The sequence below is a fragment of the Bradyrhizobium jicamae genome (assembly GCF_018130695.1).
In the GTDB taxonomy this organism is placed as follows: Bacteria; Pseudomonadota; Alphaproteobacteria; order Rhizobiales; family Xanthobacteraceae; genus Bradyrhizobium; species Bradyrhizobium jicamae_B.
In genome coordinates this window covers 58509-81335 of record NZ_JAFCJX010000020.1, presented here as the reverse complement: position 1 = coordinate 81335, position 22827 = coordinate 58509, and the positions used below count along the sequence as shown (strand labels likewise).

General features: G+C 62.9%; 25 protein-coding genes. 9 read left to right on the top strand and 16 right to left on the bottom strand.

Going from position 1 to position 22827, the window contains the following annotated elements; translation table 11 throughout:
* The first annotated feature begins 2 nt into the window (after nt 1-2).
* The 4 genes from JQ604_RS26955 to JQ604_RS26940 all read left to right on the top strand — a co-directional run bounded on the left by JQ604_RS26955 (nt 3) and on the right by JQ604_RS26940 (nt 2546).
* Nucleotides 3-1085: a sn-glycerol-3-phosphate import ATP-binding protein UgpC gene (locus JQ604_RS26955; protein ID WP_212363704.1), complete on the top strand. Its 1083-nt coding sequence runs from the start codon at nt 3-5 to the stop codon at nt 1083-1085.
* Between the two features lie 172 nt (nt 1086-1257).
* Nucleotides 1258-1683, top strand: coding sequence for an Hsp20 family protein (locus tag JQ604_RS26950; protein ID WP_212363703.1), 426 nt, complete (start codon nt 1258-1260; stop codon nt 1681-1683).
* 49 nt (nt 1684-1732) lie between these two features.
* On the top strand, nt 1733-1999 hold the full coding sequence (locus tag JQ604_RS26945) for a DUF1150 family protein (RefSeq protein ID WP_212363702.1): 267 nt from the start codon (nt 1733-1735) through the stop codon (nt 1997-1999).
* Nucleotides 2000-2111: 112 nt separating this feature from the next.
* Nucleotides 2112-2546: a hypothetical protein gene (locus JQ604_RS26940; RefSeq protein ID WP_212363701.1), complete on the top strand. Its 435-nt coding sequence runs from the start codon at nt 2112-2114 to the stop codon at nt 2544-2546.
* 13 nt (nt 2547-2559) lie between these two features.
* Here JQ604_RS26940 and JQ604_RS26935 read toward each other — a convergent pair whose 3' ends face one another.
* From JQ604_RS26935 to JQ604_RS26925, 3 genes are all read right to left on the bottom strand, one after another.
* The gene (locus tag JQ604_RS26935) at nt 2560-4098 is read right to left on the bottom strand and encodes an AMP-binding protein (RefSeq protein ID WP_212363700.1); all 1539 of its coding nucleotides are present in this window, start codon (nt 4096-4098) and stop codon (nt 2560-2562) included.
* Between the two features lie 201 nt (nt 4099-4299).
* The gene (locus tag JQ604_RS26930) at nt 4300-5430 is read right to left on the bottom strand and encodes a DUF5938 domain-containing protein (protein WP_212363699.1); all 1131 of its coding nucleotides are present in this window, start codon (nt 5428-5430) and stop codon (nt 4300-4302) included.
* A gap of 37 nt (nt 5431-5467) precedes the next feature.
* Nucleotides 5468-6271, bottom strand: a complete 804-nt coding sequence (locus JQ604_RS26925; protein WP_212363698.1) for an SDR family NAD(P)-dependent oxidoreductase — start codon at nt 6269-6271, stop codon at nt 5468-5470.
* 326 nt (nt 6272-6597) lie between these two features.
* Between JQ604_RS26925 and JQ604_RS26920 the strand changes: the two genes are divergently transcribed.
* A complete protein-coding gene (locus JQ604_RS26920) occupies nt 6598-7236 on the top strand; it encodes a TetR/AcrR family transcriptional regulator (protein ID WP_212363697.1) in 639 nt (212 codons plus the stop codon).
* 59 nt (nt 7237-7295) lie between these two features.
* On the opposite strand, the gene JQ604_RS26915 is transcribed toward JQ604_RS26920, so the two are convergent.
* The 9 genes from JQ604_RS26915 to JQ604_RS26875 all read right to left on the bottom strand — a co-directional run bounded on the left by JQ604_RS26915 (nt 7296) and on the right by JQ604_RS26875 (nt 15597).
* On the bottom strand, nt 7296-7655 hold the full coding sequence (locus tag JQ604_RS26915; protein ID WP_212363696.1) for a helix-turn-helix domain-containing protein: 360 nt from the start codon (nt 7653-7655) through the stop codon (nt 7296-7298).
* Nucleotides 7656-8131: 476 nt separating this feature from the next.
* The gene (gene ptsN / locus JQ604_RS26910) at nt 8132-8593 is read right to left on the bottom strand and encodes a PTS IIA-like nitrogen regulatory protein PtsN (RefSeq protein ID WP_212363695.1); all 462 of its coding nucleotides are present in this window, start codon (nt 8591-8593) and stop codon (nt 8132-8134) included.
* Nucleotides 8594-8823: 230 nt separating this feature from the next.
* Entirely contained in the window at nt 8824-9423 is a 600-nt protein-coding gene (hpf, locus tag JQ604_RS26905) for a ribosome hibernation-promoting factor, HPF/YfiA family (protein WP_212363694.1), read from the bottom strand.
* Nucleotides 9424-9651: 228 nt separating this feature from the next.
* Nucleotides 9652-11319 carry an RNA polymerase factor sigma-54 gene (gene rpoN / locus JQ604_RS26900; protein WP_212363693.1) on the bottom strand — a complete coding sequence of 556 codons (1668 nt, stop codon included), beginning with the start codon at nt 11317-11319 and terminating at the stop codon, nt 9652-9654.
* A 90-nt stretch (nt 11320-11409) separates the two neighbouring features.
* Nucleotides 11410-12399, bottom strand: coding sequence for an LPS export ABC transporter ATP-binding protein (gene lptB, locus JQ604_RS26895; RefSeq protein ID WP_212363692.1), 990 nt, complete (start codon nt 12397-12399; stop codon nt 11410-11412).
* Nucleotides 12400-12661: 262 nt separating this feature from the next.
* Nucleotides 12662-13342 (bottom strand): LptA/OstA family protein, encoded by a 681-nt coding sequence (locus tag JQ604_RS26890; RefSeq protein ID WP_212363691.1) that lies wholly within the window; start codon nt 13340-13342, stop codon nt 12662-12664.
* A gap of 8 nt (nt 13343-13350) precedes the next feature.
* Nucleotides 13351-14046, bottom strand: a complete 696-nt coding sequence (locus JQ604_RS26885) for an LptA/OstA family protein (RefSeq protein WP_433996289.1) — start codon at nt 14044-14046, stop codon at nt 13351-13353.
* A 5-nt stretch (nt 14047-14051) separates the two neighbouring features.
* Nucleotides 14052-14795, bottom strand: a complete 744-nt coding sequence (gene lptC, locus JQ604_RS26880) for an LPS export ABC transporter periplasmic protein LptC (RefSeq protein ID WP_212363689.1) — start codon at nt 14793-14795, stop codon at nt 14052-14054.
* Nucleotides 14796-14982: 187 nt separating this feature from the next.
* A complete protein-coding gene (locus tag JQ604_RS26875) occupies nt 14983-15597 on the bottom strand; it encodes a ribonuclease D (protein ID WP_212363688.1) in 615 nt (204 codons plus the stop codon).
* Nucleotides 15598-15810: 213 nt separating this feature from the next.
* On the opposite strand from JQ604_RS26875, the gene JQ604_RS26870 reads away from it, so the two are divergent.
* From JQ604_RS26870 to JQ604_RS26860, 3 genes are all read left to right on the top strand, one after another.
* A complete protein-coding gene (locus JQ604_RS26870) occupies nt 15811-17082 on the top strand; it encodes an MFS transporter (protein ID WP_212363687.1) in 1272 nt (423 codons plus the stop codon).
* Between the two features lie 109 nt (nt 17083-17191).
* Nucleotides 17192-17449 (top strand): type II toxin-antitoxin system ParD family antitoxin, encoded by a 258-nt coding sequence (locus JQ604_RS26865; RefSeq protein ID WP_212363686.1) that lies wholly within the window; start codon nt 17192-17194, stop codon nt 17447-17449.
* Nucleotides 17446-17745 (top strand): type II toxin-antitoxin system RelE/ParE family toxin, encoded by a 300-nt coding sequence (locus tag JQ604_RS26860; protein WP_212363685.1) that lies wholly within the window; start codon nt 17446-17448, stop codon nt 17743-17745. Before JQ604_RS26865 ends, JQ604_RS26860 begins: the two co-directional genes overlap by 4 nt.
* Nucleotides 17746-18005: 260 nt before the next feature.
* Here JQ604_RS26860 and JQ604_RS42210 read toward each other — a convergent pair whose 3' ends face one another.
* The 4 genes from JQ604_RS42210 to JQ604_RS26840 all read right to left on the bottom strand — a co-directional run bounded on the left by JQ604_RS42210 (nt 18006) and on the right by JQ604_RS26840 (nt 21777).
* On the bottom strand, nt 18006-18299 hold the full coding sequence (locus JQ604_RS42210; protein ID WP_212363684.1) for a type II toxin-antitoxin system RelE/ParE family toxin: 294 nt from the start codon (nt 18297-18299) through the stop codon (nt 18006-18008).
* A complete protein-coding gene (locus tag JQ604_RS26850; RefSeq protein WP_212363683.1) occupies nt 18300-18509 on the bottom strand; it encodes an addiction module protein in 210 nt (69 codons plus the stop codon).
* Between the two features lie 288 nt (nt 18510-18797).
* Nucleotides 18798-20831 carry an acyltransferase family protein gene (locus JQ604_RS26845; protein ID WP_212363682.1) on the bottom strand — a complete coding sequence of 678 codons (2034 nt, stop codon included), beginning with the start codon at nt 20829-20831 and terminating at the stop codon, nt 18798-18800.
* Between the two features lie 124 nt (nt 20832-20955).
* Nucleotides 20956-21777, bottom strand: coding sequence for a recombinase family protein (locus JQ604_RS26840; protein ID WP_212363681.1), 822 nt, complete (start codon nt 21775-21777; stop codon nt 20956-20958).
* Here JQ604_RS26840 and JQ604_RS26835 point away from each other — a divergent pair.
* Nucleotides 21761-22711 carry a hypothetical protein gene (locus tag JQ604_RS26835; protein ID WP_212363680.1) on the top strand — a complete coding sequence of 317 codons (951 nt, stop codon included), beginning with the start codon at nt 21761-21763 and terminating at the stop codon, nt 22709-22711. The two genes, JQ604_RS26840 and JQ604_RS26835, sit on opposite strands and share 17 nt — an antisense overlap.
* The last annotated feature ends 116 nt before the right edge of the window (nt 22712-22827 follow it).

The following is a 22827-nucleotide window of genomic DNA, read 5'->3' as shown; positions in this document are numbered from 1 at the left end:
CTATGGCCAACGTCACCCTGCGCAACGTCCGCAAGACCTATCCCGGCGGCTTCGAGGCCATCAAGGGCGTCAATGTCGACGTCGGCGACGGTCAGTTCTGCGTGCTGGTCGGCCCCTCCGGCTGCGGCAAGTCCACGCTGCTGCGCATGGTCGCGGGGCTCGAGACCATCACCGGCGGCGAGATCGACATCGGCGGCAAGATTGTCAACCAGGTCGAGCCGGCCGATCGCGACATCGCGATGGTGTTCCAGAACTACGCGCTCTATCCGCATATGAGCGTCTACAACAACATGGCCTATGGCCTGCGCAACCGCGGCATGGCGGAAGCCGAGATCACGACCCGCGTCGAGGAGGCCGCGCGCGTGCTCGAGCTCGCGCCGATGCTGGAGCGCAAGCCGCGGCAATTGTCCGGCGGCCAGCGCCAGCGCGTCGCGATGGGCCGTGCCATCGTGCGCCAGCCGAAGGTGTTCCTGTTCGACGAGCCGCTGTCGAACCTCGATGCGAAACTGCGCATCGCGATGCGGGTCGAGATCCGCAAGCTGCAGCGCCGGCTCAACGTCACCTCGATCTACGTCACCCACGACCAGCTCGAGGCGATGACCTTGGCCGACATCCTCGTCGTCATGAATGGCGGCCAGGTCGAGCAGATCGGCAACCCGCTCGACATCTACCAGCGCCCCGCGACCACCTTCGTTGCCTCCTTCATCGGCGCCCCGCCGATGAATCTGATGCCGCTGCGCTCGGACGAGTTGAAGTCGCAGATCGCAGGCGTCGACGGCGCCGGTATCGTCGGCATCCGGCCGGAGGATTTTGCGATCTCCAATGAGACGGTCGCCGGCGGCGTGGCGCTGGGGCTCACCATCGAGGCGATCGAGCATGTCGGCGCCGAGACCTTCGTCTATGGCACCCGCCAGCGCGAGGAACAGGGGGTTGCCGCCAATCCGGGCGACCTGCCGCCCGGCGAGGTGATCGTCCGGGTTCCCGGGATTTCCCGCCCGGTCATCGGCGAGCGGATCCGGGCCGTCGCCCCCCGCGACAAACTGCATCTTTTTACCGCTGACGGCCGCACCCGCCTCGGCCAGTGACCGACCGGCCGATTTTTGTGCTGATCCACAAGGGATTTACGTCGGATTCAGGGGGTGCTTGATAGCATCCCCAGTCGCTACCATATTGTTCACTGACCGGAGGGCCAGGCGGCCCGCCGGTTGCATGGGGTGCCGCAAGGGCCCCTCAAAGTCGCTTCGAGAGGACTTTGTAATGTCTCGTGTTCCATCGTTGTCCAGTCCGTTCCTTCTGGGATTCGACGAAATCGAGCGTGCGCTCGATCGGGTCGTGAAGGGTGCCGACGGCTATCCTCCGTACAACATCGAGCGGTTCGACCGCACCAATGGTGCGCCCGAACGCCTGCGCATCACGCTCGCGGTGGCGGGTTTTACCCGTGACCAACTCGATGTGACCATTGAGGAAAACCAGCTCGTCATCCGGGGCCGCCAGCAGGACGACAAGGCCCGGCAATACATCCATCGCGGTATCGCCGCGCGCCACTTCCAGCGCACCTTCGTGCTGGCGGAGGGGATGCATGTGCTGGGCGCGGATCTGAAGAACGGGCTGTTGTCCATCGACCTCGCCAGGCCGGAACCTGAAAGGGTCATTAAGACAATTGCCATCAATGAACACGAATAATGAAACCAGGAGCGGACTCGACCGCTTGTATGACTAAGGAGTCGAGACCATGAGTGCGACGAATACGATTTACGAGAACGAGAGCGTCACACCGGAGGCGCTGGCCCATCTTGGCGAGGGTCATATCGCCTATGTGAAGCAGGTCCGTTCCGAGGATGTGCCTGACCTCTTTCCGCAGGCGCCGAAGATCGCGCCGGGCTTGAAGCTGTTCGCGCTCCACGCCGCCGACGGCACGCCGATCATGCTGACCGACAGCCGCGAAGCCGCGATCGCCAATGCCTGGAGCAACGAGCTGCAGGCCGTCAGCGTCCACTGACGCAACGCTGAATTCAGCATCCGCGAATTCAAATGCGCGGGCATGCCTCGAGGTCGAGGCGGCCCGCGTATTTTTCTGTGACTCTCTCACAGCAAAGCGGGAAGCTTTCGCCATGGACCCCGTGTCACAAATGCGCGCCAGCCTGCTGCCGATCCTGCAGGTCTGGGAGCAGGAATTGCGAAGAGATTTTCCCGACGTGACGACGAATATGTACGATCATTCGGTCGGTGCACTGACCGATTGGAACGGTCACGTCGTTGGCATCGACTGCTTGCTCAAGCAAGCCGCTCCGACATCGCCTGACAACTTGGCGCTAGAGGTATCCCTTAGGCACTTGCACAAAGCGCCATCGCTCGATTCTGCGGACGTCGTGTGGGGACACCCGAGTGGCTACGTTGAAGCAAGCGTTTTGCCCGCATATGTCGCGTTCTCCTCCGATCATCTTGCGGAACTGGTTAAACGGTTGCCCGAACTATTTACGGCCCTCAAGCAGGCGATCCGACAAGGCCGCCCCTCACGTGACCCGGATATCGTCAAGCCGATCTAGGCGCGACTATGCCTCAGCTACCCGACTGCTCCGCCAACCGCGCGCGAATGTCCGGCTTCAGCACCTTGCCGACCTTCGAGCGCGGCAGGTCGTCCCAGACTTCGATCTGCTTCGGCGTCTTGACGCTGCCGATCTGCGCCTTGACGAAGGCGGCGAGCGCCACGGCGTCGATCTGCTGGCCGGCGCGCGGCTGCACGACGGCGACGATGCGCTCACCCCATTTGTCGTCGGGCAGGCCGATCACCGCGCAATCCTGCACCGCCTCATGCGCCCGCAGCGCGTTCTCGACCTCGATCGAGTAGACGTTGAAGCCGCCGGTGATGATCATGTCCTTGGCACGGTCGACGATATAGAGGTAGCCGTCCGCGTCAATGTAGCCGATGTCGCCAGTGTGGTGCCAGCCATGCGCAGATGCCTCGGCGGTCGCTTGCGGATTCCTGTAGTAGCCGTCCATCACCAGCGACCCGCGCACCACGATCTCGCCGCGCTCGCCCGTCGGCAGCAAATGGCCGTCGCCATCCATGATGCCGGCCTGGACCAGCGGGCTGATCCGCCCCGCCGAGGACAACCGCTCCATCGCGATCGTGCCGTCGGGATTGTAGTGCTCGTCGGGCGCCATCATCGAGATCATCATCGGCGCCTCGGTCTGGCCGAACAGCTGCGCCATCGGTCCGATCCGCTGCAGCGCCTCGGCGAGGCGCGATGCCGAGATCGGCGCCGCGCCGTACCAGAAGCATTGCAGCGAGCCGAGCCTGCTACGATCGAGCCGGGGATGATCGAGCAGCATGTAGATCACGGTCGGCGGCAGGAACGTGTGCGTGACGCGGTACCGCTCGATCAGGTCGAGGAACTCGCCGATATCGGGGTGATGCATGATCACGATGCGCCCGCCGAGCGCCATGATCGGAAAGCACAGCACGCCGGCCGCGTGCGTCAGCGGCGCCAGCGCGAGATAGACCGGGCGGCCCTTGAACGGGTAACCCATCAAGGTCAGCGCCGTCATGGTCTCGATGTTGCGGCCCGACAGCATGACGCCCTTCGGCTTGCCGGTGGTGCCGCCGGTGCCGGGGATCATCGCGAGATCGTTGATCGTGTCGCGCTGGTAATGGTCATCGGTGAGACCGGCGAGCCAGCGCTCGAATGAAGGCGCAAACGGCAGCTCGGCATCGAGGCAGACCAGCGTGCGCAGTTTTGGCAGCTCTGAACGTGCCGCGGCGATCATCGGCGCGAAGCTCGAATGGAACAGCAGCAGGCTGCAGTCGAACTGGTCGAGGATGAACCGGTTCTCGGCCGCCTCATTGCGCGGATTGATCGGGCACCACACAGCAGCAGCACGCGAAATGCCGAACACACAGGCGAATGCGAGTGGATCGTTGCCGGACAGGATCGCGATCTTTTCACCCGCAGCGATACCCGATCGGTCGATCCCGCGCGCGATCCGGTAACTCAGCTGTTGAACCTCGCGATAGCTGAGATCGCGTCCATCCATCGTGAGGCACGGCGCATCGGCGCCGAGCGAGGCGCCTTTGTCGAGGTAATCGATGAAGCGCATGGATCCCCTCAAGCATGATGAGTTCGGGTTAGAGTCGAGCGCGTTGTAGATTCACCTCTCCCTTGGGAGAGGTCGGCGCGGCAGCGCCGGGTGAGGGGTTACGGTCCCTCGTTGGAGCCGAGCCCCCTCACCCGATTTGCTGCGCAAATCGACCTCTCCCCGATGGGGAGAGGTGAAGAAAGATCGCCGTCGCAGCTGCTCCTAATCGTGCACGGTCAGGATCGGCTTGCTGACGAGACCAAAACTGCGCAATTGCCCGAGCAGCTCGTGATGGCCGAACGCCTGGCAGCCGGAGGCGAAGCCCACGCGCTTCGGCGGCTGCTGCAGCAGATGCGCAGCGGCATAGGCCTGCAGCAGGCCGGTCTGCTTGTAGTTGCTGTTGCCGTTGATGACACAGTGCGCGCGCCCCAGCGGACCGGAGGCATGCACCGAATCCAGCGACTTGTTGACGCGCGGGTTCTCGCGCGGCGGCATGGTGTTCATCACGCCGGCCGCGGTCTGCGCCAGCGCGACGTAGCGCTCGTCAGGCTTCATGTCCTTGGTCGCCTCAAGTGCTGCGGCGACGATCTGCGGCACGCCCAGCATCAGCGCGCGGTTGAACACGCCGCCCAGCACCTTCACATTGGCCACGCGCGGATCGCGCTTGAACCACACCGGGTGCGAGGTGCCGCCCCAGGGCAGCGCCAGCGCCAGCTCGTGCTGGCCGGGGATGGCGAGGTTGTAGAGGCCGGCATCGGCCTGATGCTCGACGTATTTGTTCTGCTCCAGATAGTAGGCCTTGGCCATCGCGGCGTTGACCAGGATGGTCTGCGTCGATGCGATGGTCGGGCTGCCGCCCCAGAACACGGCGATATCGAGCGTGTCGAGGCCGGGCGTCTCCAGGCACAGCTGCGCTGCGATCTCGCCGGTGGTGTACATCTGCGCGATGCCCGGCGACAGCAGCAGGCCGGCATTGGCAAACTTGGTGCCCCACTCCTGCTCGAGCGTGATCAGCCAGTCCTGCTCGCCGGTCGTGTCTGTGTAATGGCATCGGGACGCCCAGCAGGCCTGCACCACCTCGCCGCCGAACTTGGCGAAGGGACCCACCGTGTTGAGCACCACCGAGGCGCCGCTGAACAGCTCCGTCAGCGCGCTCACGGTGTGCGGCACTTCGACCACCTCGTAGTCGGCGGTCTCGATGCCGGCCACGTTCGCCTTCATCGCGGCGTTGAGTTTCTCGGCGCTGCGGCCGGCAGCGACGAAGGGGATGTTGTACTCACGCAGATATTCGCAGACCAGCCGGCCGGTGTAGCCGGACGCGCCATAGACGATGACGGGCTTCTTCGCACTCATAGCGTTCCTCCGAAATGTTCGTTGTCTGGTTCTTTGCTCACATGCCCATGCCGCCATCGACTGGCAGGCCGACACCGGTGATGAAGCGCGCTTCCTCCGAGCACAGGAACACCGCGGCATTGCCGATGTCGGTGACCTCGGCGAGACGGCCGAGCGGGGTCTGCTCGACCACCGAGCCGACTGCCGCGTTGACGTCGGCTGCGAGCCCGACCTTGACGATGTCATTGGCGAGCTGCATGCCCATGTCGGTCGGGATCAGGCCCGGATAGATGCAGTTGACGCGCACGCCGAAGCCGAGCTTGCCGGCTTCCATCGCGCCAATGCGCGTCATACGGTCGACCGCGGATTTGGTGCCGGAATAGACCGCGATGGCCGGGAAGGCGATCGTCGCCGCGACCGAGGCGATATTGACGACCGCGCCGCCCTTGCCCGCCGGCCCGCCCGGCCGCATCGCGCGGAAGGCGTGCTTCATGCCGAGCACGGTGCCGACGATGTTGACGTCGCACATGCGCCGCGCGTCCTCGGCCTTGACCTCGGAGATCAGCGAGGTGATCTCGATGCCGGCATTGTTGATCAGGATGTCGTAGCCGCCGAGCGTGCCGACGGTCTTGGCCACCGCCCGCTCCCATTGCGCATCGTCGGTGACGTCGAGCTGGGCGAAGCCGGTCGTGATGCCTTCCTTCGCGATTGTCGTCGCGGTGGCGTTGCCGGCCTCCTCCAGGATGTCGGCGATCATGATCGAGGCGCCGGCGCGCGCCAGCGCTTGCGCGATCGCGGCACCGATCCCTCGGGCACCACCGGTGACCAGGGCTTTTCGTCCTGCAAGGCTCTTCTCACTCATGACGTGCTCCTCCGTTGCTGCTGATGAATGCGGGCTTGGGGCTGTGGCCGGGGCATGCGTCGGCGCGGCGCGATCGCAAGTGCGAGCCACAACCAGATCGGCGGGCGCGATGGGCGTGCCCGCGAAACGTTTCCTCCTGAACGGACATCTTGACGACTGTCCAAATTGGTTGCCGGAGCCTCTGCCAGAAGCTTGACACTTGTCAAGGATGAATTTGACAGCTGTCAAAAGACGTGATGAGAGGAGATGGAGCGATCCGCGCCTGGCGCGGTATAGATCGTTGACGCACCGGCGCTCGAAGACCGGTGCGCAAGGGAAGGCACGGAATGGCGCGGCAGGCGACGGGTGCGGCTCAGCGGGTGGCAGTGGCGACCGAGGCGCTGCGCGACGAGAAATTCAATGCACGGCGGATCGAGCTTGCCGAGGCGGCGCTCGAAACGCTCGGCGAACTCGGTTTCGCACGCACCAGCCTGCGCGAGATCGCGCAGAACTCCGCATTCACGCATGGCGTGTTTCACTATTATTTCAGCGACAAGCTCGACCTGATCTGCTGCTGCGTCCGCCACTACAAGGCCAAATGCGTGACGCGCTACGACGAGGTGGTCACGACTGCGCAAAGCCGCGACGAGTTGACCAACGGTTTCCTCGCCAAGCTTGCAGCCACGCTGCAGGACGAAGCACGCATGCACCGGCTCTGGTACGATTTGCGCTCGCAGGCGATGTTCGAGGCCGCGTTTCGCAAGGACGTGCTCGAGATCGACAAGAGCCTGGAAGCGATGATCTGGCGAATCGCCTCGCGCTATGCGGAACTCGGCGGCACGAAGCCGGCATCATCGCCGGCCGCGCTTTATGCGTTGTTCGACGGCCTGTTCCAGAGCGCGCTGCTGCGGCATCTCGCCGACGACGAGAGAGCGATCCCCGAATTGCTCGATGAAGTCCGCCGTCTGCTGCCGACGATCTGCTGAGGCGTGGCGGCTGACGCGATCATCCGCGTGGCGTGATACGTGCCACGCAACGGGAATTCTCAAAGCGCGGGCATGTCCTCGACGCGATCGGCAGACGCGCCCGCATGTTTGGGCGACATCAGCGCGATTAAATCTGCAGCAGCAGTCTGCGATCGCCGCCGCGGAAGTTCTGCGCTGGCTTCTTCGATCGCCTGGATACGAAGCAGGATCTCGATCGCGATCTTCCTGAGGCGATCATTCTCCACCCGCAGGCTCTGCGCGATGCCGGTTGAAGCTGACGATCGTTTGCGCCAGCGATGCAGCGTCATCACGCTGATGCCGAGCTGCTTGCAAATGTCCTTTTGCGCAACGCCGCGCTGCGCCAGCGCCTCGGCTGTTGCAAGCTTTTCACCGATGCTGATCGACGAATGCTTCTTCACACAACGTGCTCCCCGCCCCCTGACGCCTCATTCGGGAAATCCGCGCACGCCATGCGTATTCGACGATCACGCCGAACCCGAACAGCGTGAGCAACAGCACAAGCTCGTGCATTGAGCGCTGAGGGCTCAGTGAACGGCTTGACGTCTGTGCCTTGCGGATTTCCCCGTGCGACGTCCCCCCGGTCGGCGCAGCGAAATGAGTGGTCTTCGTTTCCCATCTTCGCGCGGTCATCCCTCATGACTTGCGCGAAGCCTCAGGCAGGTCCCCTGCCGGTTCCATTACAAACTGATGCGATTGGAACTGTCCAGCCTCAACCCGATGATTCCGATGGCTCGACAACGAAAATTCGTAACGAGATTTTGCGGAGCACCGTTTTCTCCGGAATTCTACGGACAGAATTCCATCGCTGAAGAGCGATGCCGCTCGGCGCGACAGCGCGATGCCGTCGTGATGATTCGCGGGACGTGCTTGCTGTTCAGGCCGCGCTGGCCGGCGGCAGCGCCAGCACCGAATAGATCGCCTGGGCGTCGCGCGAGGCGCGCAGCTTCTTGGCGACATCGACGTCGCGCAGCAGGCGGGCGATGCGCGCCAGTGCCTTCAGGTGGTCGGCGCCGGCGCCTTCGGGCGCGAGCAGCAGGAAGATCAGGTCGACCGGCTGGCCGTCCATCGCCTCGAAATCGATCGGACGTTCGAGACGCGCGAAGAAGCCGAACAGCTTTTCCAGTTTCGGCAGCTTGCCATGCGGAATCGCGACGCCATAGCCGACCGCCGTTGTGCCGAGCTTCTCCCGCTGCAGCAGCACCTCGAAGATCGCCCGTTCATTCTGGCCGGTCAGCGCAGCGGCGCGGGACGCGAGTTCCTGCAGGGCCTGCTTCTTGCTGATGACTTTCAATGCCGGGAGAATCGCCTCCGGTGCGACCAGATCGGTAATCGGCATGGGGCGTTCCGAGGTGAATGAAACCGTCAGGTTGCGAAATAGGCGTTACAGCGGCGGCGTCAAGAAGACGAGGCGGGAGGGGGGTTTAGCCCGGGTCCCGGTTCGCAGGGCTTCTACTCCAACGCATCTGCGGTGCCAACTCCTGCAAGTCCTGTTCCGCGCCCTATTCTTAAGGGCGGCGGACCATAAGCAGGGCCAGCTTTCCGCGTCAATGGCGTCCCCCAGATAACTCAGGGGGTAACCGTGGGCGGGTCGACCCAGCCGACATGGCCGTCCGCGCGGCGGTAAATGATGTTCACCCGGCCGCTGCCGCCATGCTGGAATACCAGGCAAGCGGCCCCGGAGAGATCCAGTTCCATGACGGCCTCGCTGACCGACAGCCGCTTCAGCGACGTCGTCGCTTCGGCGATGATGACGGGGCTGTATTCGGTGACCTCGTCGTCATTCTCCGGCGCCTCGATCACGTAGCTCGGCGCATCCAGCGGCACGCCATTGAGCTCCGACAGTGCTGCGGAGGCCGCGTAGGCCTTGCGCGCCGAGCGGTCCTTCAACCGGCTTTTGTAGCGGCGCAGGCGCTTCTCGATCATCAAGAGCGCCGCATCGGCGCTGGCATAGGCGTCGGTCGCGTTCGAATCGGCTTCCAGCGTGATGCCGGAATCCAGATGCAGGGCGCAATCGGTTCGGAAGCCGAAGCCATCCTTGCTCAGCGTGATGTGACCCGAATAATTGCCATCAAAATACTTCCGCAAGACCTCGTCGGTGCGCTCGCTGACGCGCGCCCGAAGCGCCTCGCCGATGCTGATGCTCTTTCCCGAGATTCGAAGGGTCATTTGATGCCTCGATTGCTGTGGTGCCTCGATTGTTCTTGTTGCTGTTGGAGCGCGATCAGTCCGGAAGGGGAAGTCATGTTGTCCGGATCACGCTCGGGTCTCCTTGGAGAACATGGTCTGCCGGAACGGAATGTCCACGCCAGAGATCACGCATCAGGGGGAATTGAGACTATCGCGAATTGACGCAAACGCAATCAGCGCCTGATCCGGCAAGACAGCCCGGAAGAGTTAGGCCGAGGCGGTGTCGCGAGATCGGTCGGTGGACGCGGCGGGGGCGGAAAGGGCATTGCCGAGCATGCTCTGTTTGTCGCGCCGGCGTTGCACCGACGACGGGATGCGCATCGCTTCGCGGTACTTTGCGACGGTGCGCCGGGCAATATCAATGCCCGAAGCGCGCAAGCGTTCCACGATCGTGTCGTCGGACAGGATCGCCGACGGGGCTTCCGCGTCGATCAGCTGCTTGATGTGGTGGCGCACTGCTTCCGCCGAATGCGCCTCGCCGCCGTCGGCCGAGGCGATCGAGGCGGTGAAGAAGTACTTCAATTCAAAACTGCCGCGATTGGTCGCCATGTATTTGTTGGCGGTGACGCGCGACACCGTGGATTCATGCATCTGGATCGCGTCGGCGACCGCCTTCAGATTGAGCGGCCTCAAGTGCGCGACGCCATGGGTGAAGAAGCCGTCCTGCTGCCGCACGATCTCGGTGGCGACTTTCAGGATGGTGCGGGCGCGCTGGTCGAGAGCGCGCACCAGCCAGGTCGCGTTCTGCAGGCAATCGGTGAAGTAGGACTTGTCGCCGTCCTTCCTGATCGTCTTCGACAGTTCGGTGTAATAGGTCTGGTTGACCAGCACGCGCGGCAGAGTGTCACTGTTGAGCTCGACATGCCAGCCGCCGTCGGGACCCGGCCGCACATAGACGTCGGGCACCATGGTCTGCGTCCGCGCCGAACCGAACTTCAGCCCCGGCTTCGGATCGAGCCGGCGGATCTCCGCGATCATGTCGGTGATGTCTTCATCATCGACGCCGCACAGCTTGCGCAGGGACGCGATGTCGCGCTTGGCCAGGAGATCGAGATGCTCGACCAGCGCCTGCATCGCCGGGTCGTAGCGGTTGAGCTCGCGCAGCTGGATCGCCAGGCATTCGCTCAAATTGCGCGCACAGACGCCGGGCGGATCGAACTTCTGCAGAACGCTGAGCACCTCGTCGACCGACTGCTGTGAGGCGCCAAGGCGCTCCGCGGCCTGGCCGAGATCGGCCGGCAGATAGCCGGCCTCGTCGACGAGATCGATCAGATACTGCCCGATCATGCGCTGGGCAGGTCCCGTGAAGGCGACCGACAGCTGTTCGGCGAGATGATCTGACAGCGTCAGCTCGGCGGCGACGAAGGCTTCCAGATTGTACTCGTCGTCGCTGGAGGCGCCGCCGCCCCACTCCGTATAGACAGAAGGCGGCGCGTCCTGCGCGGCGCGCGCGGCAGCTTCCGCCGGCTCTTCGGAGAAGACGTTGTCGAGGCGGGTATCAAGGGTCTGCTCGATGTCGGTGCGGCTGCCGAGGTCGCGGTTCAGCCATTCCTCCTGGCCGGGCTCGAAGGCATCGCCGGCCGATCCGCCGGCCATGTCGGCTGCCTCGCCGCCGCCCTCATAGCTGCCTGCCTCGTAGCTGCCACCCTCGTCGGAGTCGCCATAGTCGGCGCGTTCGCTGACCGCCTCGCCGGCCACCGGGGCCTCGGGGGTTTCGGCCGCACGCTCCAGCAGGGGGTTGCGTTCCAGCTCCTCCTCGACGAAGGCCGAGAGGTCCAGGTTCGACAGCTGCAGCAGCTTGATCGCCTGCATCAGCTGCGGCGTCATGACCAGCGACTGCGACTGGCGGAACTCTAGTCTTTGCGTCAGCGCCATGGAGGCAAGAACGATCCCAAAAGTTGGCTCGATTCTTGCTTATCCTAGTCCAAAGCCGATGTACACGGCTTGACTGAAACGAAAAAAGGGTTAGAGGCGGAATTCCTCGCCAAGGTAAAGGCGTCGTACATCCGGGTTGTTAACGATCTCTTCCGGACTGCCTTCCGTCAAGATTTCTCCGGCATACACGATGTAGGCGCGATCGGTAAGGCCGAGCGTTTCGCGGACATTGTGGTCGGTGATCAAGACGCCGATGCCGCGATTGGTGAGATGGCGCACCAGGTCCTGAATGTCGCCGACCGCGATCGGATCGATGCCGGCAAAGGGTTCGTCGAGCAGCATGTAGTTCGGGCGCGTGGCGAGAGCGCGCGCGATCTCGACGCGGCGCCGCTCACCGCCGGACAGCGCAATTGAAGGGCTTTTGCGCAGGCGCGTGATGTTGAATTCGTCGAGCAGCGAATCGAGCTCGTGCTCGCGCTTCTTTTTCGAGGGCTCGACGACTTCGAGCACGGCGCGGATGTTCTGTTCCACCGACAGGCCGCGGAAGATCGAGGCTTCCTGCGGCAGATAGCCGATGCCGAGCCGCGCGCGCTGATACATCGGCAGCTTGGTGACGTCGTGGCCATCGAGCTCGATCGCGCCGCGATCGGCCTTGATCAGGCCGGTGATCATGTAGAACACGGTGGTCTTGCCGGCACCGTTCGGGCCGAGCAGGCCGACCGCCTCGCCGCGGCGGACATAGATGCTTACACCGCGCACGACCTGCCGGGTGCCGAAGCTTTTTTCCACGCTATGCACAGCCAGGTAGCCCGGCCGCTTGATCAGATTGGGGGCAGCGGCGCCGTTGCTCCTGGCCTTGGCGCGCGGACGCGGCGCCTCCTCGGCCCGCGGCGGCTCGACGGCCTGCAGTTCCAGTCCCGGCATCGCAGCCGCGCGCGCGATCGGCGGCGCGTCACGCACCGGGCTCGTCAGCATCTCGCCAAAGGAATCGTCAACCGCGGTGATGTCCTCGCGCGAGCGCGCGAAGCCCGGGCTGCGCTTCGCAGGGCGCCTTCGGAACATGCCGAGTAAGTCCACCATCCCTGCTTCGCTCAGCCCTTATGCCGTGATCCCGCGACCTTGCCCGCGGATGAAACGATTCGCACGCGAACCTTGATTGAAGCGATGCCCCACCCGCATGACCCCGACGCGTGCGCAGCGTCTTCCCGAAAAATCATGCTCAAACCAAGACCGACGCCGCCAATCCCCCTCGGCGCATCCCTCGTCGGACTGCATCAGTAAATACAGTCTCGCACGGCCGGCTTCAACCTCGCGCCGCCAAAATATTATCTAACATATTGATCTATCTGGATTTCGTCGATGTCGGCGACGGCGTGGCGGCGGGCTGGGCCGGCGGCGAAGCCGCGCAGCCCTGGCCCTCCTGTCCCTGCGCCACCGTCACCTGGACCCGGCTGTCGGACTCGACCCGCGAGACGCCGGTGATCATGTCGACCCGGAGGCGGTCGCCGCGCACCACGTTTTTGCATTGGGTCAGGACCACACCGCCCGTCATGGTGATCAGATTGGCCTTGGTGTCGAAGATCGCGACCTCGCCGGTCACGACCTGATCCTTCTGGGTCACGACCACGTTGCCGCGCGCCTCGAGCCGCTTGATCGACGAGGAGCCGCCGGGGCCGGCCGGCGTGGGTGACGGCGTCGGCTCGATCTTGCCTGCCTTGGCGTCCTTGGTGCCTGCAGGCGGCGTCGAGGGCTGGGCCGATTTGTCCTCGTAGAACGCGACCAGCGTCTTCGAGGTCATGACTGTGTCGCCCTGCACCACCTTCACCCCACCGGCGAAGGTCGCTTCCTTTTTCTTGTCGCGCATCTCGAGCGAGGCCGCCTCGATATGAATCGGCTGGTCGCGATTCTGCGCAAAGCCCTGCATGGCGTTGGGCACCGACGCGCTGCCTTGCGCCCACACCCTCTCGATCGCGATCAGCGCGAGACCGAAGACGATGACGGCAAGGATGCGCGGAAAGGGCATCTTGCTCCCTACTTCTTGCTGCCCGGAATCAGCGACGGCATCGTCGGTCCCGAGCCGGGTGCCACCGGCGTGCCGCAGCCCTTGCCCTGCCCGCCGCCCTGCGTCTGCATGAACAGGCCCTGCACCTTGCCGCTGTTGGACTCGACGCGGGAAACGCCGGTGGTCATGTCGACCAGCAGCTTGTCGCCGCGCAACACGTTCTGGCACTGGGTCAGCACCACGCCGCCCTGCATCGTGATCAGATTGGCCTTGGTGTCGAAGATCGCGGTGTCGCCGGTGACGACCTGCTCCTTCTGGGTGACGACGACGTTGCCGCGCGCCTCCAGCCGCTTGATCGACGACGAGCCGCCCGGCCCCGGCTGGGTCGACTGCATCGGCGCGCCCTTCGCGGGCTTGGCAGCAGCTTTCGGCGCGGCCGCCGGTTGCGAGGATTTATCCTCGTAGAACACGACCAGCGACTTCGAGGTCATGGTGGTGTCGCCCTGCACCACCTTCACATTGCCGGAAAAGGTCGCTTCCTTCTGCTTGTCGTGCATCTCAAGCGAAGCCGCCTCGATCTGGATCGGCTGGTCGCGGTTCTGCGAGAAGCCCTGCATGGCGTTGGGCACGCCCGACATCGTGCCTTGCGCCCAGGCATTGCCGGACACCATCAGCGCGAGCGCAAAGGTCGCCGCGGCTACGCTTCGCGAAAACAATTTGACCATCGCTATCATCTGGGAGTGGCGGATTTGCGCGGCTTCGGCGCGGGCGGCGGCGGCGCTGGCTCGGGCTCTGCCGCGGCCGGCGCAGGCGGCGCGTTGCCGTCGCCGAGCTTGTCCAGATCCATCACCACATTGCCCTCGAAGCGCACGACCTCGCCGCTGTTGATGATGCGGAGCCGGTCCGAGGTCAGCGTACCCTGAAGCAGCTTGACGTCGACATGCTCCTCCGACGTCACCATGCCCTTGTTGATGTCGATCAGCGCCTGCGAGAGCTTTGCCTCATAGCCCGTCGACGACTGCAGGAAGATATCCTTCTTCAATTCGAGCAATGACTGCTTGCTGTCGTAGAAGCCGGTTTTCGCATCCAGCGTCACCGTCGACTTGTCTTCCATCTGTACCTTGGCGCGGACGATCTTCAGCTCGACATGATCAGGATCGGTGAGATCCTGGATCGCGGCCTTGGCCCAGACCTCGTAGGGACGCTTGTCGGTCGAGGAGAAGCCGGCCATATGCGGCGATTCCATCGTGACCTTGGTGCCGGAGACGACGACATTGCCGATATCGACCGGCAGCTTCGGCAGGTTGACGCGGAACTTGTTGAAGACGGACACGAACACGATGACAGCCATCGACAGCGCCACCGCCGCCGGCACCGCGATGCGCAGGATCCGCACCATGCGGCTATGGCGCGCGGCGGCGGCGAAGCGCGCCTCGAGACCTGCGACATAGGCTGGATTCTGAACCGAATTCACCGCTGCTCCGAAAGGCGATCAGTATCCGCCATTCTACCCGGGACGGGCCGAATATGCAGCCCGGACCTCACGTCGCGCCCCATCTCCCGACCACGCGTGAACAGTTTGGCCGAAACGGGGCGGAACCCGCCCCCAATCATCCGGCAAATGCCGGGGGATCGCTCCGGCCCATCATGCCCGGCGGACTTTAAGAATGGGCGAAAATGTCCTCGGCCTCCCAGCCGTCGAGGTCGAGCCTGGCGCGGGAGGGCAGGAAGTCGAAGCAAGACCTGGCGAGCTCGGTCCGCCCCTCGCGCGCCAGCATGACATCGAGCTTGTCGCGCAGGGCATGCAGATGCAGCACGTCGGAGGCGGCATAGGCAAGCTGGGCTTCGCTGAGCGCGGTCGCACCCCAATCGCTCGACTGCTGCTGCTTGGACAGTTCGACGTTCAGCACCTCGCGCACCAGATCCTTCAGGCCGTGGCGGTCGGTATAGGTGCGGCACAGCCGCGAGGCGATCTTGGTGCAGTAGACCGGCTGCGGCATCACGCCGAAAGTATGAAAGAGCACCGCGACGTCGAAGCGCGCGAAGTGGAAGATCTTGGTGATCTCTGGATTGCCGAGTAGTGCCTTCAGGTTCGGCGAATCGGTGTGGCCCTTCGGGATCTGGATCACGTCGGCGGTGCCGTCGCCATTCGACATCTGCACCACGCAGAGCCGGTCGCGATGCGGATGCAGCCCCATGGTCTCGGTGTCGATCGCGACAGAGTCGGTATAGCGGGACAGATCCGGCAGGTCGCCGCGATGCAGGCGGATGGTCATGAACGAAGGCCTCAACTCTTGACGTCGATTCGGGAATGACACTAGCGCTCCGGGGCTGCGGAGGCGAGCGGGTAGCTCTTTTCCTGTGGCGGAAAGGGCACGCAATCAAGCGATTTTTCGCCCGGAATTCCGCATCTCGCCCGATGAAATCGTCTCCCGGCCTCCCTATCTGTTGCCGACGCCCGCCTCCTCCCGCATCCAAGAACAAGAGTCATGACCGAACAGACCGTCGCCGCGCCGATCGACGCCCCCCGGGAAAGCCAGCAGGGCTTTACCCGCTACCAGTCGCTGCTGATCGCGCTGCTCGCCTTCACGCAATTCACGATCATTCTCGACTTCGTGATCATGTCGCCGCTCGGCGCCATCCTGATGCCCGCGCTCAACATCACCCCGGCGCAATTCGGCGTGGCGGTCTCGGCCTATGCTTTCAGCGCCGGCATCTCCGGCATCCTCGCCGCCGGCTTCGCCGATCGCTTCGACCGCAAGCGGCTGCTGCTGTTCTTCTACGTCGGCTTCACGCTCGGCACCCTGCTCTGCGCGGTGGCGCCGAACTACCACGTGCTGCTGCTCGGCCGCATCGTGACCGGCGTGTTCGGCGGCGTGATCGGCTCGATCGTGCTCGCCATCACCACCGACCTGTTCGCGCTGCATCTGCGCGGCCGCGTGATGGGCTTCGTGCAGACCGCGTTCGCCGCAAGCCAGGTGCTCGGCGTTCCCGCCGGACTCTATCTCGCCAATCACTGGAGCTGGCACATCTGCTTTGTCGCGATCGTCGGCATCTCGATCATCGCCATCATCGTCATTGCCTTCGCGATGCAGCCGGTCGACGGCCATCTCAAGCTGCAGCACGACAGCAATCCGTTCCGCCATTTGATCGCAACCGTCGGCGAGCGCCGTTACACGCTGGCCTTCGGCGTCACGACGCTGCTTGCGACCGGCGGCTACATGCTGATGCCTTTCGGCAGCGCCTACACCGTGCACAATCTCGGCATCGACATCACCCATCTGCCGACAATCTATCTGGTCTCCGGCCTGTTCAGCATCGTCACGGGCCCCATGGTGGGCCGCGCCTCAGACCGGTTCGGCAAATATCCGATGTTCGTGTTCGGCAGCATCGTGTCCATCATCATGGTGCTGATCTACACCCATCTCGGTCCGTCGACGCTACTGACCGTCATCGTCGTCAACGTGCTGATGTTCGTCGGCATCTTCTCGCGGATGATCCCGTCGCAGGCGCTGATCTCGGCCATCCCCGACGCCAGCCAGCGCGGCGCCTTCAGCGCGGTGAGCGCCTCACTGCAGCAACTCTCCGGCGGCCTCGGCTCGGTGCTCGCCGCCGCAATCATCGCCGAGCAGGCCGACGGCACGCTGATCCGCTTCGACTGGCTCGGCTACATCGTGATCGCGACGGCAATCGTGTCGGTGGTTGCGATGTACTTCGTGCAGAAGGCGGTGGCGAGGCGGACGGGGACGCTGGTGGCGTGAGGCGGCATCGCCTGTTAGGGCAGCGCCGGCAGCCAGCTAACCTATCGAAATCGCTTGAAAGTTTGCCCCTCCAATAATAGTTATTGTTGGGTGTTTTGGAGGAGATCTCATGGCGATGAGTGCCGATCTGGGAGAAGCTTTGGAGAGCTTCGTGCTGAAGCTTGTGGAGTCCGGCCGCTATCATTCCAAGAGTGAGGTACTGCGCGAGGGCGTGCGCCTCGTTCAGGAGCGAGAAGCAAAACTCGCTGCACTAGACGCCTCTATTGCACGCGGGCTGGCCGACGCGGACGCGGGCCGGGTCGAACCCAGCTCCAAAGTCTTCGATCGCCTGGAAAAGAAGTTCGCGACCAAGATCAAACGCACGTGATCGTTGTCCTCACCGCAGAAGCCGAGGCCGACATCGAGCAGATCACGACCTATGTGGCGGAGCAGAGTCCGCAGAGCGCGCTCAAGCTCGTCCGTGAACTTCGTGCGCGATGCGAATCATTGGCCGATGCACCTCGCGGCTATCCTTTGGTGCCACGCTATGAAGATCATGGCATCCGTCGCCGCCCGTTCGGCAACTACCTGATTTTCTATCGCGTCGGTGCAGACACGATCGAGGTGATCCATGTTCTGCACGGCGCGCGGGACTACGAGCGATTGCTCTTCCCGGAGGATTGATGTTGGGCGAACGATCGCGCGCACCGGGAGACCGAGGAAGCTGTGGCAAAACTCAACTTGCACGAGCTGAACGACTGGATCAGCCGCGCCCGAATTTCGCGCGATGCATCTGAAACTGTCTGCCTCGCTCAAGAAGTCGGCAATGAAGCGTTTGGTTTGGCTCGAAGCGCAGCGCGAGCGCATTCACGGCGTGCCTGCGCCCGATCGAAGTCGGTACTAGCAAATCCAAGGCGGGCGAATCCTGCGATCATCCAGTGATGCTACGAGCGACGTTGCCAAATCAAGGGATCACGGCTCGTGTGGAAGACTGCAACGACATAGATTGCATCGCGCGTCTCACGAAACACAATGACGTATGGGAATCGGCGCAGCAACGCGCGGCGCGTCTCTCTGTAAACTGGCGTGAACTGTTTGGGATTATCTCCGATCCGCGTTAGCGCGGCTCGCAGGGCGTCACGAAACTGCGGTACGATGTGCGGTGCATGCGCGTCGTACCAGCGAACGGCTTCGGCGAGATCAGCCCGCGCCGCTCGCGTGAAGAGTATCCGAACCACTTACCGCGACCGGCGATCGAACTCGGCGTCAATCTCCTCCCAGGGGATCGCATCGCGGCGATCCGCGTCGAAGGTCGCAAGCCGGCGGCCTAGCTCAGCTTGCTGCTCGGGAGTCAGCTGTACGTCGGTAGCGGAAAGGCTGTCCCAAAGCTCGCTGATGAGGTCGAGCCGTTCCTTGGGCGTCAAGCGACTGATGTCGAGCGTTGCCATAGTCCGGAATCCTTTGGGTCAACGAAATCACAATCCTCGCGACCACGTCGAGGACAAATATCGTGATCGCAACAGCTAAAAGGAAGATCGGGCCTCGGCGATCACCGGCTTAAGGCTCCGGATTACCGCTTTGGGGGACATCCAAAGGAAAAGTGGTGCCCAGGAAAGGACTGGATCGCCACCATCCAGAAAATCTGAATTTGCTAGGGTTTTTAGCCGCCCGGTGGACTCCTTGTGTACCGACGCTGTGTACCGTTTTCAAGCCGGTTCGTGCGGTGCGCCGTAGGATCAATTCAGCGTTTTGTCGGCTTCCGTTCCGACGCGGAGCGCGGATTTGAAAGCCGCATCGAACAATCCCCTGAACTGCATCGCATTGACGTTCGAGATATGAGCCGTATCACGGAAATTCGCTTGGCCGTCCCGGACCAGATAGCAATGGTCACGCTCGCAGACCACGGACTGCGGATCGACGGCAATAAGCCGCGGATCGTTCCTGTATCCGTTGAGGTCGCGAGTAATTTCGCTTCTGAGGTCGCTCATCGTTAGACCTGGATCGGCCTCAACCTTCCATTCGCGGATGGCGCTTCCGACCCGGACCTGCTTTTCGATCCAGCGCTGCGGTAGGTCGAAGCCGATGTTCAGGAGCGGCATGATCAGCACGACCGTCTTGCCCAAGGAATGCAGCCTATCAACTAACGACGATATCTCGACAGAATTTCCCCAGTTCCCGCCGAGAACAACGATGCTCGGTTGAGTGTGGTTTACAAGAAAGTCGAGCGTGCTCTGGTTGAAGTCACGACACGCACGCTGATCCCCAGCGTTTCGAGCCGGATCGTCGATGAATGGTCTGCATGCGCTCTGGGTCGCGATCAGACCGTGTATACCGTTCGCAGCGGCCGCCGCAGAAATCGGTTCAAGATACTGGTTGGCGAACGAATCGCCCCAGAGGATAGTGGAGGGCCGCCCCGCAATCTCCTCACCTCCGAAACTGCAATAGGTCTCCGCGGCCTTCTTGGTGGAGTTCGCATTCCTGAAACACTCGTCTCTGGGGGTGTTGGTCTTTCTCGCCAGCTCGGCCGGCAGCAAGTAGTCCGGCAACCTGTTTGGAAATCCCTCGTCGAGGAATGCGACCGCGATGAACCCGGCGAGCGAGGCAAACACTGCGCTGGAGCCGACCAGGAGACGGCGGAGGGTCCAATAATCCCGTCGCGTCCTGACGGGCTGCTCCACGCAACGGTACGACGCCGCGCTGAGGGCGAGAGTTAGACCCAGCATCAACATATTGTGCGTGGCGCTCACGTTTTCACCGTGGAGAGACAGCCAACTCAGTGCGAACACCCAGATGGGCCAGTGCCATAGGTAAATCGAATAGGACCAGTCACCCAGCCGCTGGATAGGAGAGAACCCGAGCCAGCTCCTGGCGCCAGTCCCCTGTCGCGCTGCCACGATCATTGCGGCGCCGAGTATCGGTGGGATTGTGAGCAGACCCGGCCATCGCAATTCCGGAACGGGACAGGCGATGGAGAGTGCAACCAATGCCCAACCCGCGATGGCCACGACCGGGTTTTCGGTCCACGGCTTCGTATCCCCTTTGGAGCGCCGCCGGATCTCCAAAGCGGCGATCAATCCACCTGCCAGCGGCTCCCACGCTCTGGCGCGGAGCGAGAAGTAGGACGAGCCCATCGCATCGCTCTGGCTCTTCCACAAACACCAGGCGAGGGACAAGGCGGCGGCGATCTGAATTGCGATCAGCACCGCGCCGATCTTCGATTTCGAGGTGAAAGCCGATCGCCAGATCAGCGACACGACTAGCGGCATCCAGATGTAGAACTGCCACTCCACCGAAAGCGACCACGTATGCAATAGCGGCTTCGTCTGTGCAGCCATGGCGAAATAACCATTGTCGCTGTCGAAGGCGAAATTCGACACGAATGTCAGCGCAGAGAGGGCCTGCAGAAGATGCTTCAGGTATTCGCGGGGCAGCGTGAGGAACCAACCAGCGAGAACGGACATCACGATGGTTACGGCGAGAGCCGGATAAATCCGGCGCATCCGCATGGCGCCGAACGCAATAAATGAGAACCGACCATCGGCCAGGTCGTTCAGCACCTTGCCGGTCATCAGATAGCCCGTAATCACCAGGAAGATATCGACGCCGACAAATCCGCCCGCGAACCCGAAGACGCCGTAGTGATAGCCAACCACAGCAGCGACCGAGAGCGCTCGCAGCGCGTTGATATCGATCCGAAAGTCGCTGTGACGTCCCTGCTTGCTTGAGGTCGCAAATGCAGCCGCCGTTCCGTCCATTGCCAGCTTTTTCACCCCAACGTCCCCTCTGGCCGGTTAGGCCGCACCACGTTCCCTATCCGGACCTTGGGAATTTTCCCAGGTGTGACGGCTGTTCTCAGTAGAATTACTGGCCGCGGACGCGATGCAGAACCTCGCTTCATAGCTCGCCCAGCATCCGAGCTACCGCGGTGGGGGCAAAGCGCTTCCCGGATTCACTTACGAATCCTTCTTTTTCCAGTTCGATGGCGATCGCTCGGAGTGAATTGCGGCCTCGTTTAGGGCTCTTGCGCCGAAGCCTGCGGGCGAGTGCGATCATCCTGCCGCCGTGCTCAGCCGCATCGATTTCGGCATGGCTCTTCCGGCCCTCCACCTTCATCCCAGCAGTTCTTTTTCGGTCCCGGGCCACCTTCAGCTTGGCGACCAGCCGAGCCTTTTCGTACTGGTGAAAGGCACCGGCGATTTGGCGCATCATGACGCGGGAAGGGTCGCTGCTGTCTGTCAAGTCATCGCCGTTGGCTGTCAGCACACGAACGCCGCGGTTGATCAGGGCCAGAATACCAAGTTCCTGAGTGACAAGCTCGCGAGCGAAGCGGCTGGCATCCTCGACGATAACGGTCCTAACCCCGTTGCCCTCGATCTGGTCGAGCAAGGCAGTGAACCCGGCCCGGCTCTCGATCGGGTCTGCTCCCGAGACTGCGGCGTCAGTGAACTCGCCGACGAGGTCGAAAATCTTTCGTTCTACATCTCCAAATTGCCAAAGGCAGCGGCTCTTCGTGGAAGACACCCGGAGAACAGCTAAGGAACAGCGTTCTCCACCTGTTCGGCACTCGAATGCGATTGCTCCCCGCGTGGGGAAAAGCAGGACGTGCACTCGAATGGTCGTCCGTCGCGTGGACTCCGGTGGAGCGAGGCACCACCATGCGAGGTCCAAATTTTTTTTCTTGCATAGGCCCCCATATCGAATGACCCGTTCCGACATCGCACCGCCAAAAGAGGCCCCTTTCGCCAACGACAACTTTCAAGAATTGAAGTGCGACTTGCATGGGCAGGTCGGAGGCCATTTCGCTCAATTTTCCCCGGACTTTTCACAGATAGACAAGGTTGAGCCGCTCTCGGCTGAGGCGGAGCGCTCTTCTATGGTTTCAGGCGCCGCAGGGGTCATGCAGGAGCTAGAGAGGGGATCAGGTACCCATCGTCCGGCTAAGCGCGATCGGTTTGCCAACTGGACCAAGAAGACCAAGATCGGCCGCAGGAGCATCACCAGACAGTTGACGCTCCGCCAGGTCACCGATCTCAAGTCCGCGTGGCACCATGCGAAGACCATCGGTCAGCCGGTGAACAGGTTCATCACGTTCCGGCCGAAGGACATCAATGATCAGGACCCCGAACAGCGGATCAAGACCTGGTGGAGCTGGCGTAACAAGCTGGCTCAATTCGCCCGCGATAACGGGTTCGACTTCACCTGTCTCTGGACCCGGGAATCGAAGCGCGAGACCGCCAAGGACGAACACCTGCACGTCCTGATGCATGTGCCGCCGCCACTTCAGAAGCGGTTCGACAAAGTGGTTAGGGCATGGTGCAACGGCTCCGAAGAAATCGACGTGCGCGGCTGCACGTACCGCATCAGGCGCAACGAGAAGGGCGGCGAGGAGAGTGTCCTGACCTACATCGCTAAGAACAGCCCCCAGGCCGGCCGCTATCTCAACCATACCATCCAGTATGGCGGTCCGATTTTCGGTCGGCGCTATGGGTTGTCCACCAACCTGACTGCCCGCGCCCGGAGCCGCGACGAGGTTCAGGGAGGACTGCGGCGAGATCTTCGTCTGCCCTCCATCCAAGTCGGGGTCTCAACGGCTGTGCCGGTGGCCGCGAACGAGGACGCACCGAGCCGATATCGCAACCAGGCCGCCTAGGAGCCCCGCTGGTTCGCTCTGGGAAGATGGGGCAGGATACTGCCTCATTCTCCATAAAACCGCCCAGCGACCTTCCTCTTTGATCCTGGAGGTGTCGCCCTTTGAGGCTGCGGTCC

Excerpts from the sequence above, each read along its gene's own strand:
- JQ604_RS26945 (WP_212363702.1), top strand. The coding sequence starts at position 1,733 with ATGAGTGCGACGAATACGATTTACGAGAACGAGAGCGTCACACCGGAG.
- JQ604_RS26875 (WP_212363688.1), bottom strand. The coding sequence starts at position 15,597 with ATGACCATCCGCCTGCATCGCGGCGACCTGCCGGATCTGTCCCGCTAT.
- JQ604_RS26920 (WP_212363697.1), top strand. The coding sequence starts at position 6,598 with ATGGCGCGGCAGGCGACGGGTGCGGCTCAGCGGGTGGCAGTGGCGACC.
- rpoN (WP_212363693.1), bottom strand. The coding sequence starts at position 11,319 with ATGGCGCTGACGCAAAGACTAGAGTTCCGCCAGTCGCAGTCGCTGGTC.
- JQ604_RS26835 (WP_212363680.1), top strand. The coding sequence starts at position 21,761 with ATGACCCGTTCCGACATCGCACCGCCAAAAGAGGCCCCTTTCGCCAAC.
- JQ604_RS26935 (WP_212363700.1), bottom strand. The coding sequence starts at position 4,098 with ATGCGCTTCATCGATTACCTCGACAAAGGCGCCTCGCTCGGCGCCGAT.
- JQ604_RS26840 (WP_212363681.1), bottom strand. The coding sequence starts at position 21,777 with ATGTCGGAACGGGTCATTCGATATGGGGGCCTATGCAAGAAAAAAAAT.
- JQ604_RS26885 (WP_433996289.1), bottom strand. The coding sequence starts at position 14,046 with ATGGTCAAATTGTTTTCGCGAAGCGTAGCCGCGGCGACCTTTGCGCTC.
- JQ604_RS26890 (WP_212363691.1), bottom strand. The coding sequence starts at position 13,342 with ATGCCCTTTCCGCGCATCCTTGCCGTCATCGTCTTCGGTCTCGCGCTG.
- JQ604_RS26865 (WP_212363686.1), top strand. The coding sequence starts at position 17,192 with ATGGCGATGAGTGCCGATCTGGGAGAAGCTTTGGAGAGCTTCGTGCTG.
- hpf (WP_212363694.1), bottom strand. The coding sequence starts at position 9,423 with ATGACCCTTCGAATCTCGGGAAAGAGCATCAGCATCGGCGAGGCGCTT.
- JQ604_RS26940 (WP_212363701.1), top strand. The coding sequence starts at position 2,112 with ATGGACCCCGTGTCACAAATGCGCGCCAGCCTGCTGCCGATCCTGCAG.
- lptB (WP_212363692.1), bottom strand. The coding sequence starts at position 12,399 with ATGGTGGACTTACTCGGCATGTTCCGAAGGCGCCCTGCGAAGCGCAGC.
- JQ604_RS26955 (WP_212363704.1), top strand. The coding sequence starts at position 3 with ATGGCCAACGTCACCCTGCGCAACGTCCGCAAGACCTATCCCGGCGGC.
- JQ604_RS26850 (WP_212363683.1), bottom strand. The coding sequence starts at position 18,509 with ATGGCAACGCTCGACATCAGTCGCTTGACGCCCAAGGAACGGCTCGAC.
- JQ604_RS26930 (WP_212363699.1), bottom strand. The coding sequence starts at position 5,430 with ATGAGTGCGAAGAAGCCCGTCATCGTCTATGGCGCGTCCGGCTACACC.
- ptsN (WP_212363695.1), bottom strand. The coding sequence starts at position 8,593 with ATGCCGATTACCGATCTGGTCGCACCGGAGGCGATTCTCCCGGCATTG.
- JQ604_RS26950 (WP_212363703.1), top strand. The coding sequence starts at position 1,258 with ATGTCTCGTGTTCCATCGTTGTCCAGTCCGTTCCTTCTGGGATTCGAC.
- JQ604_RS26870 (WP_212363687.1), top strand. The coding sequence starts at position 15,811 with ATGACCGAACAGACCGTCGCCGCGCCGATCGACGCCCCCCGGGAAAGC.
- JQ604_RS26925 (WP_212363698.1), bottom strand. The coding sequence starts at position 6,271 with ATGAGTGAGAAGAGCCTTGCAGGACGAAAAGCCCTGGTCACCGGTGGT.